Below are 16,201 nucleotides of genomic sequence, written 5' to 3' on the forward strand. Positions count from 1 at the left end.
AGTAGGATGAGAGAGTTTTAGATAATCGTAAACCTTATTCAGGCATTGTTACGTTGACACCAGCTTTATTCAACTGATCAACAACGCCCTGGATTGCATCGTATGCCTGCTGACCTGTTTTCTCTGCAGCTGCAGGTTCAGGATAGTCATACCAAGAAACAAGTGGATCATATCCACCATTGATAGAAGCACCGTTTTCATCAATTGCCTTAGAGTCACCGGCAAAGATTCCAAATGCGCATCCGACAATACCAGCTACCAGAATCAGAAGGATACATTTGATCGGTGTCCAACCCTTTTTGATTAAGAAGAACAGACCGATTGTGATAACCAGCGGTAACAGCTTCGGCAAGATACCGTTCAACAGATTCTGAACATTGATAGCAGGATCTGCAATAGCGATACGAAGTGAAGTGGAACCATAGTTGGCAATCAATGCACCTACTGTAAAGATACCAAGAATACTAGCAGCACGAGTGAATTCCTTAGCGTTGCTTGTCAGCATGGTTACAGCCTTTGTACCAAGGTTGTAGGACCAGTGCATCAGAAAATAACGAACCGCAAACTGTACAGCGTTGAAGATTACCAGAAACAGAATAGCACCAATGATGCTCTTATCATTCAATGCCATGTTAGCCGTGATACCCGCTGTAATTGGAACTAATGTCAACCAGAACAGCGCATCACCGATACCACCCAGAGGACCGGCAGCGGAAATACGTACGGAACGAATTGTAGCTGTTTCAGCCTTGTTCTGTTCCAGAGATAATACGATACCCATAACGAAGGTTACCAGGAATGGATGCGTATTCAGGAAGTCCAGGTTATGTGCCATGGAAGCCTTTAAATCCTCTTTGTTTGTATGAATCTTTTTCAGACCTGGGAGGATTCCCCACAGCCATCCGCAGGCCTGCATTCTTTCATAGTTGAAAGAAGCCTGCAGGAAGCATGACATCCATACCATTTTATTCAGTGTTTTCTTATCCAGCTTAGCTGCCGGAGTTAAATCGCTATATCTTTCAGGAATATTATATGCCATCAGAAACACCTCCTACATTTGAACCTGCACTGTTTTTGATTTTTGTGTTGATCTGGTAGTCATATAATGCAATAGCCAGACCTACGAATGCACACAGCAGCAGTGTTGCGCTGCTAACAGATTCGATACCCATACAGATGTTAGCCATAACGAAACCTGCGAACAGGAATCCCCACATTTCGCCGGACATCATAACCTTCATCAGGATAGCGAATCCGACAAACTTCATAGCACCACCGGCAGCGTCTAATCCAGCCATTACCCAAGAGAACTGGAAGGACAGGTCTTTCAGTGTTACACCAAGTTTTGATCCACCATAAACACCAGCTACAGCCAGGATACCGAACAGGATACCCAGGATAGCCATTTCTGTAAAGTTAATCATTGCAATTGCTTTTCCGTCTGCCTCTTCAGCAGCTTTATCAGCTTTTGCCATTAAACCTGACATAATAGTAAATGTTAATGTTACTGCATACTGCCCGAATACTGCGAATGGAATAGCCAAACCTACAGCCAGACCTACACCTTCTGCAGTCGGTTCAAGATTCATGGAAACTGCGAACACAGCTGTCATGATTGTACCCATAATTGCGTTAGGCGGCTGCGCTCCACCGATTGGCATACTACCAATCTGTACTAGCTGATAAGCACCACCGACAACGATACCTAATTCAAAGTTACCTAAGATAGCACCAATAATTGGTCCCAGTACAATAGGCTGATACAGGGATTCTAAGAAACTGAACTGGTCAATACCCATAATGAACGCCACTATGAATACCAGTAAAGCTTGAATGATATTTACATCCATGTTGTTTCTCCTTTCAAATCAATGATTTAAGATAAGATTTTTTTAATTTTTCGATAAATTATTATTTGAATAATTTATCAAGATTTTCTACAGGTGTATCTGGAACACGTTTAATTTCCAGCTCTACGCCCAAGTCCTGTAGTTTCTTGAAAGTCGCAACATCGTCATCATCTACAGCAACGCTGGTGGCAACCTGACGCTTGCCGTCTGCCATATGCATGTTTCCGATATTGACTTTCTTAATAGGTACTCCACCTTCTACTAATCTTAGTACATCCTGTGGAGTTTCACAGATAATTGCAATGTGCTGTGCTGGACTTGCTTTTCCGATAATGTCAATTGTCTTCTGAATTGAGAAGAAACGTGTCTGCGCATAAGCCGGTGCAGCCATGTTCATCAATCCCTGACGGAATTCATCTGTAGACACTGCATCATTGGCTACTAACAGAAGGTTAGCTCCTACAACTCCACACCACTGTGTTGCAACCTGTCCGTGAATCAAACGGTTATCAATTCTTGTTAATACGATATCTGGCATTTTGCTCTCTCCCTTCTACCATTAGACATGAACTAATTTACCGAACCTTGATGAGGTGGATTCGATAAGTAAACCCTTTCAGTTCACTTAGATTCTATGTCAAAAAACAGCATAATTCTTTACACTTTTTATCAGTGATTTTGCACTTTTTAGTAATTTTCCGGAGATTTTGCAGGTAAATAATGCAAACTATCAGAAATATACATACCAGCATCAAAATTTTACATATTCCCATGATTTTTGTTAATTGTGTGATAAATAAATTAAATTTGTCTTTTTTTATTACCATTTCCATTTTATGAAAACACTTACATAAAAATATAGAGTTTTCAGTGATTTCATTGCTGCTTGATTTTCTTCCTTTTTCCTTTTATATCAAATCTGAATTTGATATACTAATAGTAATGAGAGGGTGATTGCTTTGTTTAATAAAACAACAAGTTTTATTTTCAATAAATACGGTGAAATCGTCAATGAACTCACAAAGCACCAGACACCGAAGCTCAGTCGCACAATTGTAAAGCTGAAGGACAAGAGCTTTGATAATTTCATGTTCTATACCAGTGACATCTATGTTCGCGTACAGAGCGGAATCGTTATGCTGGTCGTCACAAAGGATGATACTGCCAGAAGCTATGAGCGTTTTGTAGTACATCGCCATATCAAAATACGAAAGGGCGTTAAATTTAATTTTCTATGCATATCCTCCAGTGCTAAGCTGGAAGTGGAGATGGATTTCAAGGCAAAGAAGAGACAGATGTCTACCTATGACCATAATCCAATCGTCTATGAGCCAATCGTACCAACCTTTGAGATAAAAGAAATTCTAGCCTATTATTATCAGGTCCGCAATGCCAGCTATACCTTTCCAGGTGAGAAGCACAATTACTGGGAGCTGACCTTCATCGACAATGGCGAGCTGGAAACGACTGTGGATGGAGAAACGTATCAGCTGGATGAATTGGATCTTATTTTATATGCGCCCGGGCAGTACCATACCCAGAAAACCGGTCACGCAAAATCATGTTCCTATCTCACCATCATGTTTGATATGGAAATACCCGATTCCTATCTTGTCACGAATCGTGTCTACAATGCCCACCGTGATATCCACAACGCTTTAAACAATTTTATTAAGGTCTCCGGCAATGATATGCTTTATGACAGTGAATTGATGCTATGTTACATGAAGGAGCTGCTTATCAAAATTCTGCAATATGACTTCCTTACCAGTTCCCCTGTCGCATCAACACCGATGCAGCAGCGGTTTGAAAATGAGCTGTTAAATGAAATCGTAATTTTTATCAATGACAGCATCTATGAGCAGATCACCATCGAGGAAATCTGTCTGAAATTCTCAATATCACGCTCCAGCCTGCAGACGCTCTTTAAAAATAACCTTGGGGTTGCGCCGAAGCAGTATATCAGTGACCTGAAACTTAACAAAAGCAAGCTGCTCATTAAAGAGAGTGTCTACACAATCAGCGAAATCGCCAGTATGATGGGATTTACCTCCATTCACTATTTTTCAAGGAAATTCAAGCAGCAGTTTGGTATCACTCCGACAGACTATGCAAAGACGATTTACAATTAGCAGCATCTGTAAAGCGTATGGTTATCACAACACACAGATATGTTCACAGATTCCTATTTGAAATATGGAATGAGTTGGTTTATGAAGGAAGAATCAACTCATATTCAAACAATGATTCATAAAAGGCAGCTGAAAACCAGACGATTTCTTGTATTGTCTGGTTTTTATGTCCTCATGTATATGAATTTGGATGAAAAAGCGAATTATTCTTCTGAGAGAACAGGAAAATGTATTTTATATGCGGAAAGTTTATGCCAGCGGTAGCAGAAGAATAGAAGCAATCATGTGATTCTGCAACAGCTCTGTGGTAATCACAAAGGGATATTCTTTCATATAGGAAAGACTTCTGAAATCTTAGCGTCGAATTCATAGAAAAAGCACACAATTCCAGCATGGTTTTGTGTGCTTTTCATTATTTTGTTTTCGAAGAGTTTCTTTTCTCCAGCACCTGGTTGACCGCAAGTCTGGAAATTGTAATTTCAATTCCTTTTGCCACTTCAACATCGAGGTACTCTTCCTTTGCACGGATAATCTTTCCCCTGATACCGCCTGCGAACAGGATATCCTTCCCCGGCTTCATACGGTTGAGCTGATCCTTCAGTTCTTCTCTTTTCTTTTTCATCATACGTGCGCTGACGATATAATAGATGAGCAGAAAGCAGATGAGCAGAAAACCAAGGGTGATGCAGCACCAGAGTATGGTATGCCAATCAATCATGCATCAGCTTCCTCTTAGATTCCGTCTGTTGGCTCTTCCTGCTGAACAGGCTTAAATTCATAACGAACAACCTGATCTTTTCCAGTGTTCATTGCCATTTCAGTCAGCATACCCAGTTCTTCTACAAACTGGCGTCCCATATTGACTTCAATCAGCATCGGCAGGTTTGTACCGGCAACAACTTCAACATTGCCTCTCGGGTATCCTACCATAACTGCAGTTTTGAATGGAGACCCTCCACCAAGGTCAGACAGAACCAGAACGCCTTCGCAGTCCTTCAGCTCGTCCAGTGCTTTTGTTAATTCGCGTTCCAGGTCATCTACAGAATAGCTTTCCAGGAAGTCTACTGCTACATAATTCTTTGGTTCTCCGGCAATCAGCTTCAATGAGCTGGTCAATCCGGATGCAAAATTACCGTGTCCGGTTACGATTAGTCCGATCATCTTTATATCCTCCGTTCCTATCTCTTTGTGTAAGGGTGCAGAATTACGCCCTTTACAACACGGTTAACCTCTCCTGTAGGACATGGGTTATCCGGAGTTATATCATATGATAAAGATTTGAATAATGCAAGTACCTGTGCAGCAACGATGTAATCAAATCCAAGGAATGCGTTTTCATGCTCATTGTCCAGATCGAATGAGAATGCATAGTCAACCAGACCTGCAACCTCTTCATCTCTCTTATTCATGATTGCCATCAGCTTGTTTCCTTTACGCTGCGGGCTCATTTCCTTAATCAGATCCACTTCATACTGACGGGTATATGGATCGTCACTCAGATAAACGATGGTCAGGGTGTCATCATTGATGATGGATTTCGGTCCATGACGGAATCCCATTGGAGAATCATACATTGTCGCAACGCGTCCGGCAGTCAGCTCCAGAATCTTCAGCTGAGATTCCTGTGCGATTCCCTTCAGGCAGTTTGCGCCAAGATAAACGATACGGTTGAAGTCATATGCGCCTACAGCATCCTTGAAGAATTTCCAGTTGTTGGCAAGCATTCTTTCTGCAGCCTTGATAACGTCCTCCAGCTCTGCTTTCACTTCATCCAGATTATCCAGACTGAAGCACAGCAGGGTGGCCAGCATCATATTAGAGAAGCTGGAAGTCATAGCGAAGCTTTGATCGTGTGTTTCAGGAGTCAGATTGATTGCATATGCATTCTCTCTTTTTTCCGCTGCCTTTGAAAGAGCACCCTCATGATTGCAGGTAATAAACAGATGATACAGATTCTTACCGCATACTTCATCCGCTACATCTACTGCACCTACAGATTCCGGTGAGTTTCCGCTGCGTCCGTAAGAGATCAGCAGGGTTGGTTTTGTCTGTGACAGATAGTTTTCCGGAGCTGCCACGATATCTGTAGTGGCATATGATTTTGTTTTATAGTTTGTTCTCTTGCTCACATATGTGAAGATGGCGTTTCCAACGAATTCACTGGTACCTGCGCCTGTCAGAATGATATCATAGTCATCGTGTTTCGTTACGTTTTCGATAAATGCCTTGATTTCTTCCTTGTGTTCCTCTACCTGCTTGATTGTTTTTTTCCAGGTGTTCGGCTGCTGGTTAATTTCTGTTGCCGTGTAAATTCCTTTTAAACTTTCCCATTCTTTTGTGTCTTTTCCAAAGATCATGTTCCTTCACTCCTTTTCCGGATTTGAAATCCTTTTCATTACGATTTCATTATAGCTCAGCGTTTATAAAAAAACAACGAGGTGCGCAAAATGTTGTTAATTTGTACAAAATTATTGCTAATTTATATTCTTGTTTTGCTAGACGAAAAAAGCGTTTCCATATATAATGTAAACTAGAGGTGATAACATGGCTAATAAAGCTGTAAATAAGAAGAAAAAAGGCATGAGCGGTGAAGATCTTGCCGGCATGCATATCTATAAGGATGATCACAACCGCTATGTGTATTATAATGTTTTCGATCATGTTGGTTACATTCTGAACGATATTCCAAAATACAAAACCTACAGCTCCCGTTTCATTGTAGGTCTGATTGGCGGTATTCTGGCATACTCCTTTGATTTGGGTGCTCTGCTTTCCATTATCATCGGTGTTGCGGCTTACGCACTGATGGAGGTAAAATTCCGTTTGTTCCTGAAAAAGCAGACGCAGATACCGAATTTCAAGCCGAAGGAACGCCCGCTGAGACTGTTGACTGCCGCAAGTGAAGAAACAAAGAAAATTTATATGAAAATAGCCGCTTATCTGCTGTTTGGTATTCTGATCATTCTGCTTCCGTTCTCGGAGGGTGGCTATGATGATCTGATGAAAGCCATGTGTATTGCGATGGGCATTCTTGCAATCGGTGTTTCACTGTTTCAGGTTCGCGCTCTGTTTTATAAAAAAGCCAATCCTTCTTTGACAGATAAGAAATAAGTAATGAACGGATATCCGCTATATGGATATCTTTTTTTATCCCTTTCTGTCTTCCTTTATCAAAGGATGTATGGATTTTCATATGAGCCAGCACTTCCTCCTATGAGTGCCTGTGTCTGTTTTCAGAATGCACCTTAGGATTTCCATTACCTTCGCAGATGATCTCCAACCGGATGACTATGCTTCCCTTTGCTGGAAAGGCCTGTGTTTCAGGTAAACAAAAAAAGATATGCCGGATGCATATCCTTAATAATATTCATGAATCCAGAGCGGCCGCAGTGCAGAAGCAAAGGCCTCGGCAGCGGATTTCACCTCCAGATTGTAAAGCTTGTTGAAAAGCTCCGGATTATTGATTCTGGCCATGATGAATGGCTGTTTTTTTGGAATCAGCAGCGGAAATATTTTTTCCAGTTTCTCACTCTGGGATACCTCTACAAGTATCTCCTGTTCCCTGCCGATTGCCGCCTTCAACAGACGCATCAATACGACAGATTCCAGATAGATTGCTTCTTCCACATGAATCTCCTGTTTTTTCTTATGGAAAATCAGATAGCCGCAAACCTCCCCCTGCCGGTTCCGATATACCACCATCTGCTTCTGTGTAACCACAATTTCGTTTTGCAGAAGTACATAATATTCCCGATCACGCACATAGCAGCCGTCAAAGTGCTTTGTAAAATTCTGATAGGCCTGTAACAGCTCCTGCGGCTCAGCCGCATAGGATATGTTTGTCAGCGAAACCTTGTGCAGACATTCTCTGGGAACCGTATACAGCTTTCTCTCATACACGGTCTCAAATCCGAACTGCTCATACAGCTTTGGATAAAAGCCGCGAATCAGTGTTACCAGATGATTGTGTCCCGCCTCATCAAGCGCCGATTCCATCAGTCTGCGCATATGTCCTCTTCTGCGATAATCAGGCAGCGTGGACACACCGAGTATGTAGCTGATTTTCAGCTGCTTGTCGCGTAAACGAAGGATATGCTCATTGAGCTGCAGACTGGAAATAATGCGCTGATCCTGTTCCAGAGCAATACAGCGTCCCTTGTCGAATATATTTTTAAAATAAAAATTCAGATAATTTCGGTTTTGATTTGGATACGACTGCTTCCATAATTCATATATTTCTGCCTTGTCCTGCTTCCCTGCATCTCTCAGCATACGTTACTCATCATCCCGTTCTGTGAATTCCACATCAATGACATCATCGGAATCCAGATTGGAATTGTTGCCGGTTGTATACTCTTCCTGCTGCTGGTTCCATTCATTTTCATATTCCTCCATATGCCTGCGTACCTTTCGCTTGGCATACCAGATAAGTATGGAAAATGCAATCACAATAATTGCTACGATCGGCAATATCACCGGCAGCAGTGTTATCACAATATAAATGACCAGGCAGATAAAGAGTAGATAAATGATAACATCCATGTACGATTTCCTCGCTTTCTTCTCTCATTATAATATAAAACCGCACATCTGTGAATGTAAAAGCGTAAAAACTTACCCTGCTTCGGCCTCTGTCTGTTCTTTTTCCACAGGCCGCTGCTTCTTTTTGCGCCTGTGCAGCATATACGGCAGCATGAGCAGCCAGAGCAGTAAAGCAGCACCGAAATACAGCGGACCGACAAGTGCAGGACGGCTTTTGGTTTTCACTTCGGCAGGCTTAGCCATCGTCTGTGTGGCATCATAGGCACTTTCCAGACGTTTTTCATACGTATATTCCGGATTGCGGATCATCGGATAGGCGTGCCCCTGCTTCATCAGCTCCTCCTGTACCAGCTTATCATCAGCGAACAGATACACGGGAACCGGCTCTTCGATCTTGCTGGAAGGATCAATTTCAAAACGGATGGATGTTGCATCCTCCAGCAGCTCACAGGTCTTTTGCCAGCCCTCTTCCTTTGTTATTTTCGTATTGAACAGCGAAACTCTGAATTCACTGTCCTGACTTTTCAAAACAATCTGATCCTGGCTGCAGCTGACCAGCTTTGCAGAATAGCTTGTCGCATGCAAGAAAGGAAAAAGTGCAAACATAATAAACAGTCTTAATTTCATAAGATCACCCTTTATAGTCTGCACTTTCTATTCGATTTTATTCCTTGCGATACTGATCTGCCAGTTCCCGCAGCTTTGCAAGGCGATGCTTCATACCGGATTTGGATATCGTTTCATTGAATTCCTCTGCACAGTATTCACACAGCTCGTTCAGGCTGGCTTCCGGCAGCTGTTTTCTGGCATATGCGACATGCTGAAGCTTTTCCGGAAGGCTGTCCAGGGTGCGATAGGTCTCGATCCACTGAATATCCTCCAGCTGTTTTTTGCCGGCGGTTATGCTTTTCATTTCATTTGCCAGCTCACAGTTGTCCAACCGTGTTAAGGAATTCATGAAATCCCGCTGAATGCGGCTGTCCTCAAAGGTGAATACCGCATCACTTGCTCCCACACAGCGCAGAAAGTCACTGATTTTATCACTGGCCTTCAGGTAGACAACCTCCTGATTCCGACGCCGGATCTGCTTGGCAGGAAGATCAAAGCGCTGCATCAGCTTCCATATGAATTTGGCCAAATCCACATTCTGGGTACTGATTTCCAGATGGTAGTTGGATTTGCTTGGAGAATTCACAGACCCTCCGGCCAGAAACGCACCCGCCAGATATGCTCTGGCACAGCATTCCTTGCGTACCATCTTGCTGGAGGGATGGTTCTGCAGTCCGCGCTCTGTCATAATTTCCAGATCACGAAGTATTTCCATCGCCTTGTTTTTCACGCGGATTACATAGATGTTGTTTTTCTTCAGTTTCATCTTCTTTATGACAGACAGCTGTGTATCCACCTGATACAGCTCCTTTAAAAAGCGAAACACGCGCTTGGCGGTATTGGCATTTTCCGTCTTTACCGTCAGATGCATCCCCTCCGATGTGAAGTTCATCGTAAAGCACATCTGCAATACGGCTGTCAGCTCCGCCTTCATACAGCAGGGATGCAGCTCATTTGCCGCAATCTGCGCTTTTACTTCCGTTGTAAACGACATTTCTATTCATCCTTACTGTTTATAATTTCTCCGAGAACATCCCGGATTTTATTTGAATCATGGCGAATCAGATCATCATCGAAATTCAATACATCCCGATATAAAATCTGATAAGGATGATCCTTTTGCGCAACCCGCACCGGTTCACTTCCCATATCCTTATATTTTTCAAGAATATGCGGTTCTGCACGATTGTTGTGGGTGATTACGATATCCACTGCTTCCGGAAAGGAGTGCTTCTGTATCGCCGCTACGTGCTGCTCCAGCGTGAAATCATCGGTTTCTCCAGGCTGTGTCATGGCATTGCAGAAGTAAATCTTTTTTACCGGATTGCTGCGCAGCTGCTCAACCACACCGTCCACGATCAGATTGGGCATTATGCTGGTATACAGACTTCCGATACCGTATACGATAACATCCGCCTCATGAATTGCCTGCAGGGCTTCTCTGGTTGGCTCCACACGCTGCTGATAGAACACCTTTTCAATGCGGTTGTTGAAATTCGGAATATTGCTTTCTCCACGTACGATTGTTCCATCCTCCATCACGGCATACAGGGTGATGACCTGCAGCGAGCTTGGAATGATTTGACCCTTCACGTTGAGAAACTTTGAGAATGTACGAATTGCCTCCATAAAGCTTCCGGTTGTTTTCGTCATGGCAGTCAATATCAGGTTCCCCAGATTATGTCCGCCGACATCGTCACATTCTCCGTCAAAGCGATAGTTCATAAGAGATGTAAAGATACTCTCCTCCTCCGCCATGGCGCACATGACATTGCGCACATCTCCCATGGCAGGAATATGAAACTGACGTCGGATCCGCCCAGTGCTTCCCCCGTCATCCGCTACGGTGACAATGGCTGTCAGATTGATATTCTCAATCTGCTTCATACCACGCAGCATAACAGATAAACCAGTCCCTCCGCCGATTACGACTACATTTTTCATTCGGTCAGCCTACTTTCTTATCTCTGTGTGATTTATAGCAATGATACTGGTCCCTATAGTGGGAATACAGCCAGTTGGTGACAGACACGCTTCGGTGGTGCCCTCCGGTACAGCCGATTCCCACGGTTAAATGATTTTTCTTTTCATTTTTATACTGGATAAACACATAGTCCAGAAAGCTTTTCAGATGACGGATAAATTCCTTCGTCTGATCAAAGCTCATGACATAATCATAGACCGGAGCATCATCGCCAGTCTGTTCACGCAGCTCCTCTATATAATATGGATTTGGAAGAAATCTGACATCAAAAACAAGGTCTACATCCATCGGTACGCCATGCTTAAAGCCGAAGGATACGAAGGAAATCGAGAAGACCGGCTTGCTGTTGAGTGAGAGCTTCTCCATCAGCACACCTTTCAAGCCGTGCTGATCCATCATGGTCGTGTCGATGTGAAGAACCGCACGTTCATTCAGCGCGTTGAACATATCACGTTCCACCTCGATAGCCTCCTCCAGCGTATTCGCCTTGGAAAACATCATCATCGGGTGATGGCGTCTTGTGAATTTATAGCGCAGCAGCAGCTTTTCATTGGATGCGTCCAGAAAAACCACGCGTACATTTACATCTATATTCTCAAAATACTGCAGGAACTTCGGATAATCGATCGCAGTCGTTGCCAGAGCGATATTGCTGTAGCGCGGATCCGGCTTGGCGTTGATGATTTTTCCCAGAGATTCCAGCAGCTGCACGGGGAAATTATCAATGCAGTGATATCCCATATCCTCCAGAATACCCATGGCCGTCGTTTTACCGGCTCCGGACATTCCTGTTATCAATACTACGTTCTGTTCGTTCATTGCTACCACCTCATATCATAAGTTTACCACAGCATACAGGTGTGCGCCAGTTTTTAAGCAAAAATATAAGAATGTGAACCTTCCTGTCTGCACTTATGAGAAAAGCAGATACGTAAATGTATCGGCTTTGTTCACATGGTGCTTTGTCTGTCTGCCCGCCTGTTTTCTGTCATGGATAGACCGTTTGTTCAATTGGCTGTGAACTACCGCCAGCTATAGAGCAAGCGGCTTTTAATGAATGCCTGCACATTCATCAAAACGTTTTGTTCGTGTTCAGATACACGTAACTGGTACAAGGCGTTTTCTTTTTATGCGAATAGGAGCGTTATGGCATAGCCTGCCTGCATGTGCATTTCTACCATATCTCAGAAAGCGTTTACCGCAGTTTTCGATGTAAGCGTTTTAACATTACCGTATCAATATGGTAAAACGTTTTATCAAAACTGTTGACACCGCTTTCACTCCGTGATATTATATCCCCGTAAACGTGATAAAACGTTTTATCAAGGAGATGAAAGACATGAGGTTCCTTTGTAAGGATAATGCGCTTACCGCATCCATCTACATTGATTTGCGTAGAAAAGTGAATTTCAAAGAATACAGAAAAGAGGATGTGGAAACGGCGATTGCCAATTCCCTGTACTCCGTTGTGGTATTTGATGATAAGCGTCCCATCGGCATTGCCCGTATTGTCGGAGACGGCCGTATCGCCTTCTTTATCAAGGATGTGGTGGTGGATCCTGCTTATCAGAAGAACCGGATCGGAAATCTTCTGATGCAGAAGCTGCAGGAATATCTTGCAGGCGCTGCCTGTGAGGGTGCCTATATTGGTCTCATGTCCACACCGAACTGTGTTCCCTTCTATAAAAAGCATGGCTTTCTGGAGCGTCCATGTGACGGAATGGGACCGGGTATGGTGAAATTTTATGATCCCTGTGAGGTGAGAAAATGAAAAAAGTGATTGTATTAGGTAGTTTAAACATGGATCTGACCATACAGTGTGTCGATCTTCCAAAGAACGGGGAGACCATCAACGGATCTGATTTCTTTGTCAATCCGGGTGGTAAGGGTGGCAACCAGGCGGTAGCTGCAGCCAAGCTGGGTGCCGAAACGCATATGATTGCCAATATCGGCAATGATGTGTTCGGAGAACAGCTGCTGGAGGCACTACAGGGCTATGGTGTTCATACCGAAGGCGTTTTCCGTGATGCGCATGAAACCAGCGGAGTTGCAATGATTATCCGAAGTCATGGAGATAACCGTATCATTCTGGGGAATGGAGCAAACCATACACTGCCGGAAGCGGCCTTCGTGGAAATGCTGCAGAAGCTGGCACGAAAGGATGATATCTTCCTGACACAGCTGGAAAATGATTATGCACTGGTAAGAAACGCATTGCGTCATGCAAAGCAGGCGGGCATGTACACGATGTTAAATCCCGCACCTGCCCGTGTTCTGGACAGTGATGTGTATGAGCATCTGGATCTGATTGTTGTGAATCAGAGTGAATGTGAGCTGTTGACTGGGATTTATCCAAGTGATGAAGATTCCTGCATGGAAGCTATGCACAGCTTTGAAGCCAGAGGTGTGGATGCGCTTATCACGCTTGGAACACACGGCAGTATGTGCAATGCCTTTGGCAGGTATCTGTTTGTACCTGCACAAAAGGTGGAAACCGTTGACACTACAGGAGCCGGAGATTCCTTTATCGGAGCTCTCTGCAGCTGCCTGTCAAGGGATGTGGATATGAAGGAAGCCATGGAATTTGCGACCAGAGTTGCGGCACTCACCGTAACACGCAGAGGCGCACAGGCATCCATCCCGTATAAAAAGGAAGTAGAGCACTACTTCAAGGAGGAAAACTGATATGAACAAACGTCCGATTATCATCGATACCGATCCGGGTATTGATGACGCACTCGCCATTGCCATTGCATTATTTTCAGAGGAGCTGGATATCCGTCTGATTTCAACCGTTGCAGGTAATGTCGGTCTGGATAAGGTAACCTACAACGCCCTGCGCCTGTTGAAATACTTCGGGCGTGAGGATGTTCCGGTGGCTGTGGGTGCCGACCGACCGCTGATTCGTGAATTTGAAGATGCCAGCAGTGTACATGGAAAAAGCGGTATGGAGGGCTTTGATTTTGAAGAGCCGACGCAGCAGCCGTTAAAGGAAAATGCCGTTGATGCCATGCGTAATGTCATCATGAACAGCAGCGAGCCGGTAACTCTGGTTCCGATTGCACCCTTGACCAATATCGCGCTGCTGTTGAAGACCTACCCCGAGGTGAAGCGGAATATCCGTGAAATCGTCCTCATGGGAGGCAGCGCAAGCCGTGGAAACAAGGGTGTCATGGCTGAATTTAACATCGCATTGGATCCGGAAGCCGCACATATGGTATTCCACAGCGGGGTAAAGCTGACAATGGTTGGACTGGATGTCGGATTAAAGGCTCTGGTATTGCCGGAAGACAGTGAGGAAATCCGCACCATGAACAAAACCGGGGAAATGGCATACTGCCTGTTTAAGAAATACCGCGGGGGAAGCTTTCGCACAGGCCTGAAAATGTATGATGCAACAGCAGTTGCCTATCTGTTGAAGCCGGAGCTGTTTGAGGCGGTGGAAACGTATCTGGATGTAGAGCTGCATGGCACGATGACTGCCGGCTGTACGCTGGTTGATCTGAAGGGCTATTTAGGGAAAGAGCCGAATGCCACAGTTTGTCTGGATATCGACGGGAATGCATTCCGTACATGGTTCAAGGAAGCCATTGCGAAATGCAGATAGAATGTATAATATAAAAGGAGAGAACACATATGAATGATATCATTATGTATGGATCTGCACTGATTGCCGTTATTATCGTCGTTATCATGCTGATCAAAAAAATGGATATTAAAATCACACTGTTTGCCATGGGTATTGTGTTGATGTATATCGCAATCGCCATGGGAAATCCAATCGCAATCAAGGAATTTGAATCAACCGGTCTTACCATACTGGATCCGCTGAAGGCTGTAATCGATCAATTCAAGAGTACACTTCCGGCTGCCGGCTTCATCATCCTGATTCTGGGCGGCTATTCCGCCTATATGACGAGCATCGGTGCCAATGAGGTTACGGTTCATACTCTTACCAAGCCAATCAAGAAAATTAAATCGGTATATATCCTTGTTCCACTGGTATTCCTGATAGGAAATGTACTGTCTCTTGTAATTCCAAGTGCTTCCAACCTTGCCATCATCCTGCTTGCGACACTGTATCCTGTTTTGCGTCAGGCCGGTATGTCTCCGTTGACCGCAGCGGCAGTCATTGCCACTACCGCAACGGTTATGCCGACTCCTCTTGGCGGTGACAATGTTGCCGTAGCAACAGAGCTTGCAAAATATCCTGCATTTGCAGGTATGAGTGTTACCGACTATGTTATCCAGTACCATGCCATGATTTCCGTACCGACCCTGATTGTTATGGCCGTTGTGCACTTCTTCTGGCAGAAGTTTATGGACAAGAAAAACACAGGTAAGCTGGAAGACAATGTTGAGGTTCACGAGGTTAAGGCGGTTCCGGAAGGCGGATTGTATCGTTTTGTTTATACATTGCTTCCCATCTTCCCGATTCTGCTTCTTATCGTTGTTTATATCATTCGCAGCGTAACCGGAAGTAATGTTGATATCAGTGTTGAGGTAGCTTCTCTGCTCTCCTTCCTGATCGCTATCGTGTGTGAAATTATACGTACGAAGGATAGTGGAAAGGTATTGAAGCAAACAGAAGATTTCTTCAAGGGAATGGGAAGTTCCATGCCAATCGTTGCACTGCTGGTTGCAGCTAGTGTATTTGTATTAGGTCTGAATTCCATTGGTCTGATCGATGCTTTACAGACTGCCATGCTTGGTGTTCAGGGATCAGGAATGGGCTTTGTACTTCCGTTGATTCTGATGGGACTGACGATTCTGATTGTACTGCTGAGCGGAAGTGGAACAGCATTGTTCTATGCCATGGTTCCTTTGATGGTACCACTGGCTGAAGCTGCCGGAATCTCTGCCATCGCCGTATCCATTCCGATGGGACTGTGCGGTAATCTGATGCGTGCGGTATCCCCTGTTGCAGCCGTTGTTGTCATTGTTGCCGGTACGATTAAAGCGAACCCTCTGGATATTGTTAAGCGTACCTCTGTTCCTATGATCGCCGGTGTTGTTACCATGTTTGTTTTATCCATGATCATGTTCCTGTAAAATCATCAGCAATCCCTGCAGGATTATGATAA

General features: G+C 44.1%; 18 protein-coding genes. 6 read left to right on the forward strand and 12 right to left on the reverse strand.

Translation table 11 applies throughout. From position 1 onward, the window contains the following. Positions 1-34 precede the first annotated feature (34 nt). The 3 genes from ACG3M1_RS20245 to agaV all read right to left on the reverse strand — a co-directional run bounded on the left by ACG3M1_RS20245 (position 35) and on the right by agaV (position 2,388). A complete protein-coding gene (locus tag ACG3M1_RS20245; protein WP_008816587.1) occupies positions 35-1,039 on the reverse strand; it encodes a PTS system mannose/fructose/sorbose family transporter subunit IID in 1,005 nt (334 codons plus the stop codon). Further along, the gene (locus tag ACG3M1_RS20250; protein WP_002605988.1) at positions 1,029-1,850 is read right to left on the reverse strand and encodes a PTS mannose/fructose/sorbose/N-acetylgalactosamine transporter subunit IIC; all 822 of its coding nucleotides are present in this window, start codon (positions 1,848-1,850) and stop codon (positions 1,029-1,031) included. The genes ACG3M1_RS20245 and ACG3M1_RS20250 overlap by 11 nt, the downstream gene beginning before the upstream one ends. Before the next feature lie 61 nt (positions 1,851-1,911). Further along, the gene (gene agaV / locus ACG3M1_RS20255; RefSeq protein ID WP_002605994.1) at positions 1,912-2,388 is read right to left on the reverse strand and encodes a PTS N-acetylgalactosamine transporter subunit IIB; all 477 of its coding nucleotides are present in this window, start codon (positions 2,386-2,388) and stop codon (positions 1,912-1,914) included. A gap of 412 nt (positions 2,389-2,800) precedes the next feature. On the opposite strand from agaV, the gene ACG3M1_RS20260 reads away from it, so the two are divergent. After that, positions 2,801-3,982 carry a helix-turn-helix domain-containing protein gene (locus ACG3M1_RS20260; protein WP_009588851.1) on the forward strand — a complete coding sequence of 394 codons (1,182 nt, stop codon included), beginning with the start codon at positions 2,801-2,803 and terminating at the stop codon, positions 3,980-3,982. A 412-nt stretch (positions 3,983-4,394) separates the two neighbouring features. Here the strand turns inward: ACG3M1_RS20260 and yajC are convergent, their stop codons facing one another. Genes yajC through ACG3M1_RS20275 form a run of 3 tightly spaced genes read right to left on the reverse strand, consistent with a single transcriptional unit; the run spans position 4,395 to position 6,339 of the window. Beyond that, a complete protein-coding gene (gene yajC / locus ACG3M1_RS20265; RefSeq protein WP_008816586.1) occupies positions 4,395-4,700 on the reverse strand; it encodes a preprotein translocase subunit YajC in 306 nt (101 codons plus the stop codon). Positions 4,701-4,714: 14 nt separating this feature from the next. After that, positions 4,715-5,143, reverse strand: a complete 429-nt coding sequence (gene agaF / locus ACG3M1_RS20270; RefSeq protein ID WP_002605998.1) for a PTS galactosamine/N-acetylgalactosamine transporter subunit IIA — start codon at positions 5,141-5,143, stop codon at positions 4,715-4,717. Positions 5,144-5,160: 17 nt separating this feature from the next. Next, positions 5,161-6,339 (reverse strand): SIS domain-containing protein, encoded by a 1,179-nt coding sequence (locus ACG3M1_RS20275; RefSeq protein ID WP_217792956.1) that lies wholly within the window; start codon positions 6,337-6,339, stop codon positions 5,161-5,163. A 187-nt stretch (positions 6,340-6,526) separates the two neighbouring features. On the opposite strand from ACG3M1_RS20275, the gene ACG3M1_RS20280 reads away from it, so the two are divergent. Continuing rightward, the gene (locus ACG3M1_RS20280) at positions 6,527-7,093 is read left to right on the forward strand and encodes a hypothetical protein (RefSeq protein WP_395814532.1); all 567 of its coding nucleotides are present in this window, start codon (positions 6,527-6,529) and stop codon (positions 7,091-7,093) included. A 246-nt stretch (positions 7,094-7,339) separates the two neighbouring features. Here the strand turns inward: ACG3M1_RS20280 and ACG3M1_RS20285 are convergent, their stop codons facing one another. The 6 genes from ACG3M1_RS20285 to rapZ form a co-directional block, all read right to left on the reverse strand. Then, positions 7,340-8,254: a GNAT family N-acetyltransferase gene (locus tag ACG3M1_RS20285; protein ID WP_008816584.1), complete on the reverse strand. Its 915-nt coding sequence runs from the start codon at positions 8,252-8,254 to the stop codon at positions 7,340-7,342. Positions 8,255-8,257: 3 nt separating this feature from the next. After that, positions 8,258-8,524, reverse strand: a complete 267-nt coding sequence (locus ACG3M1_RS20290) for a hypothetical protein (protein WP_002606002.1) — start codon at positions 8,522-8,524, stop codon at positions 8,258-8,260. A 72-nt stretch (positions 8,525-8,596) separates the two neighbouring features. Beyond that, positions 8,597-9,151, reverse strand: a complete 555-nt coding sequence (locus tag ACG3M1_RS20295; RefSeq protein WP_217792954.1) for a nuclease — start codon at positions 9,149-9,151, stop codon at positions 8,597-8,599. A 37-nt stretch (positions 9,152-9,188) separates the two neighbouring features. Beyond that, entirely contained in the window at positions 9,189-10,127 is a 939-nt protein-coding gene (gene whiA, locus ACG3M1_RS20300) for a DNA-binding protein WhiA (protein WP_395814536.1), read from the reverse strand. Between the two features lie 2 nt (positions 10,128-10,129). Then, positions 10,130-11,077: a gluconeogenesis factor YvcK family protein gene (locus tag ACG3M1_RS20305; protein WP_118002167.1), complete on the reverse strand. Its 948-nt coding sequence runs from the start codon at positions 11,075-11,077 to the stop codon at positions 10,130-10,132. 4 nt (positions 11,078-11,081) lie between these two features. Further along, a complete protein-coding gene (gene rapZ, locus ACG3M1_RS20310) occupies positions 11,082-11,936 on the reverse strand; it encodes an RNase adapter RapZ (protein WP_118002168.1) in 855 nt (284 codons plus the stop codon). A 520-nt stretch (positions 11,937-12,456) separates the two neighbouring features. On the opposite strand from rapZ, the gene ACG3M1_RS20315 reads away from it, so the two are divergent. From ACG3M1_RS20315 to dcuC, 4 genes are read left to right on the forward strand one after another with little or no spacing between them, the layout of a single operon-like run. Continuing rightward, positions 12,457-12,888 (forward strand): GNAT family N-acetyltransferase, encoded by a 432-nt coding sequence (locus tag ACG3M1_RS20315; protein ID WP_002606007.1) that lies wholly within the window; start codon positions 12,457-12,459, stop codon positions 12,886-12,888. Further along, entirely contained in the window at positions 12,885-13,802 is a 918-nt protein-coding gene (rbsK, locus tag ACG3M1_RS20320) for a ribokinase (RefSeq protein ID WP_002606008.1), read from the forward strand. The genes ACG3M1_RS20315 and rbsK overlap by 4 nt, the downstream gene beginning before the upstream one ends. Position 13,803: 1 nt before the next feature. After that, on the forward strand, positions 13,804-14,724 hold the full coding sequence (gene rihC, locus ACG3M1_RS20325; protein ID WP_002606009.1) for a ribonucleoside hydrolase RihC: 921 nt from the start codon (positions 13,804-13,806) through the stop codon (positions 14,722-14,724). Positions 14,725-14,753: 29 nt separating this feature from the next. Further along, positions 14,754-16,169 (forward strand): C4-dicarboxylate transporter DcuC, encoded by a 1,416-nt coding sequence (dcuC, locus tag ACG3M1_RS20330; RefSeq protein WP_395814539.1) that lies wholly within the window; start codon positions 14,754-14,756, stop codon positions 16,167-16,169. Positions 16,170-16,201 lie beyond the last annotated feature (32 nt).

Source organism: Clostridium sp. 10cd* (assembly GCF_044336395.1).
Lineage (GTDB): Bacteria > Bacillota_I > Bacilli_A > Erysipelotrichales > Erysipelotrichaceae > Clostridium_AQ > Clostridium_AQ innocuum.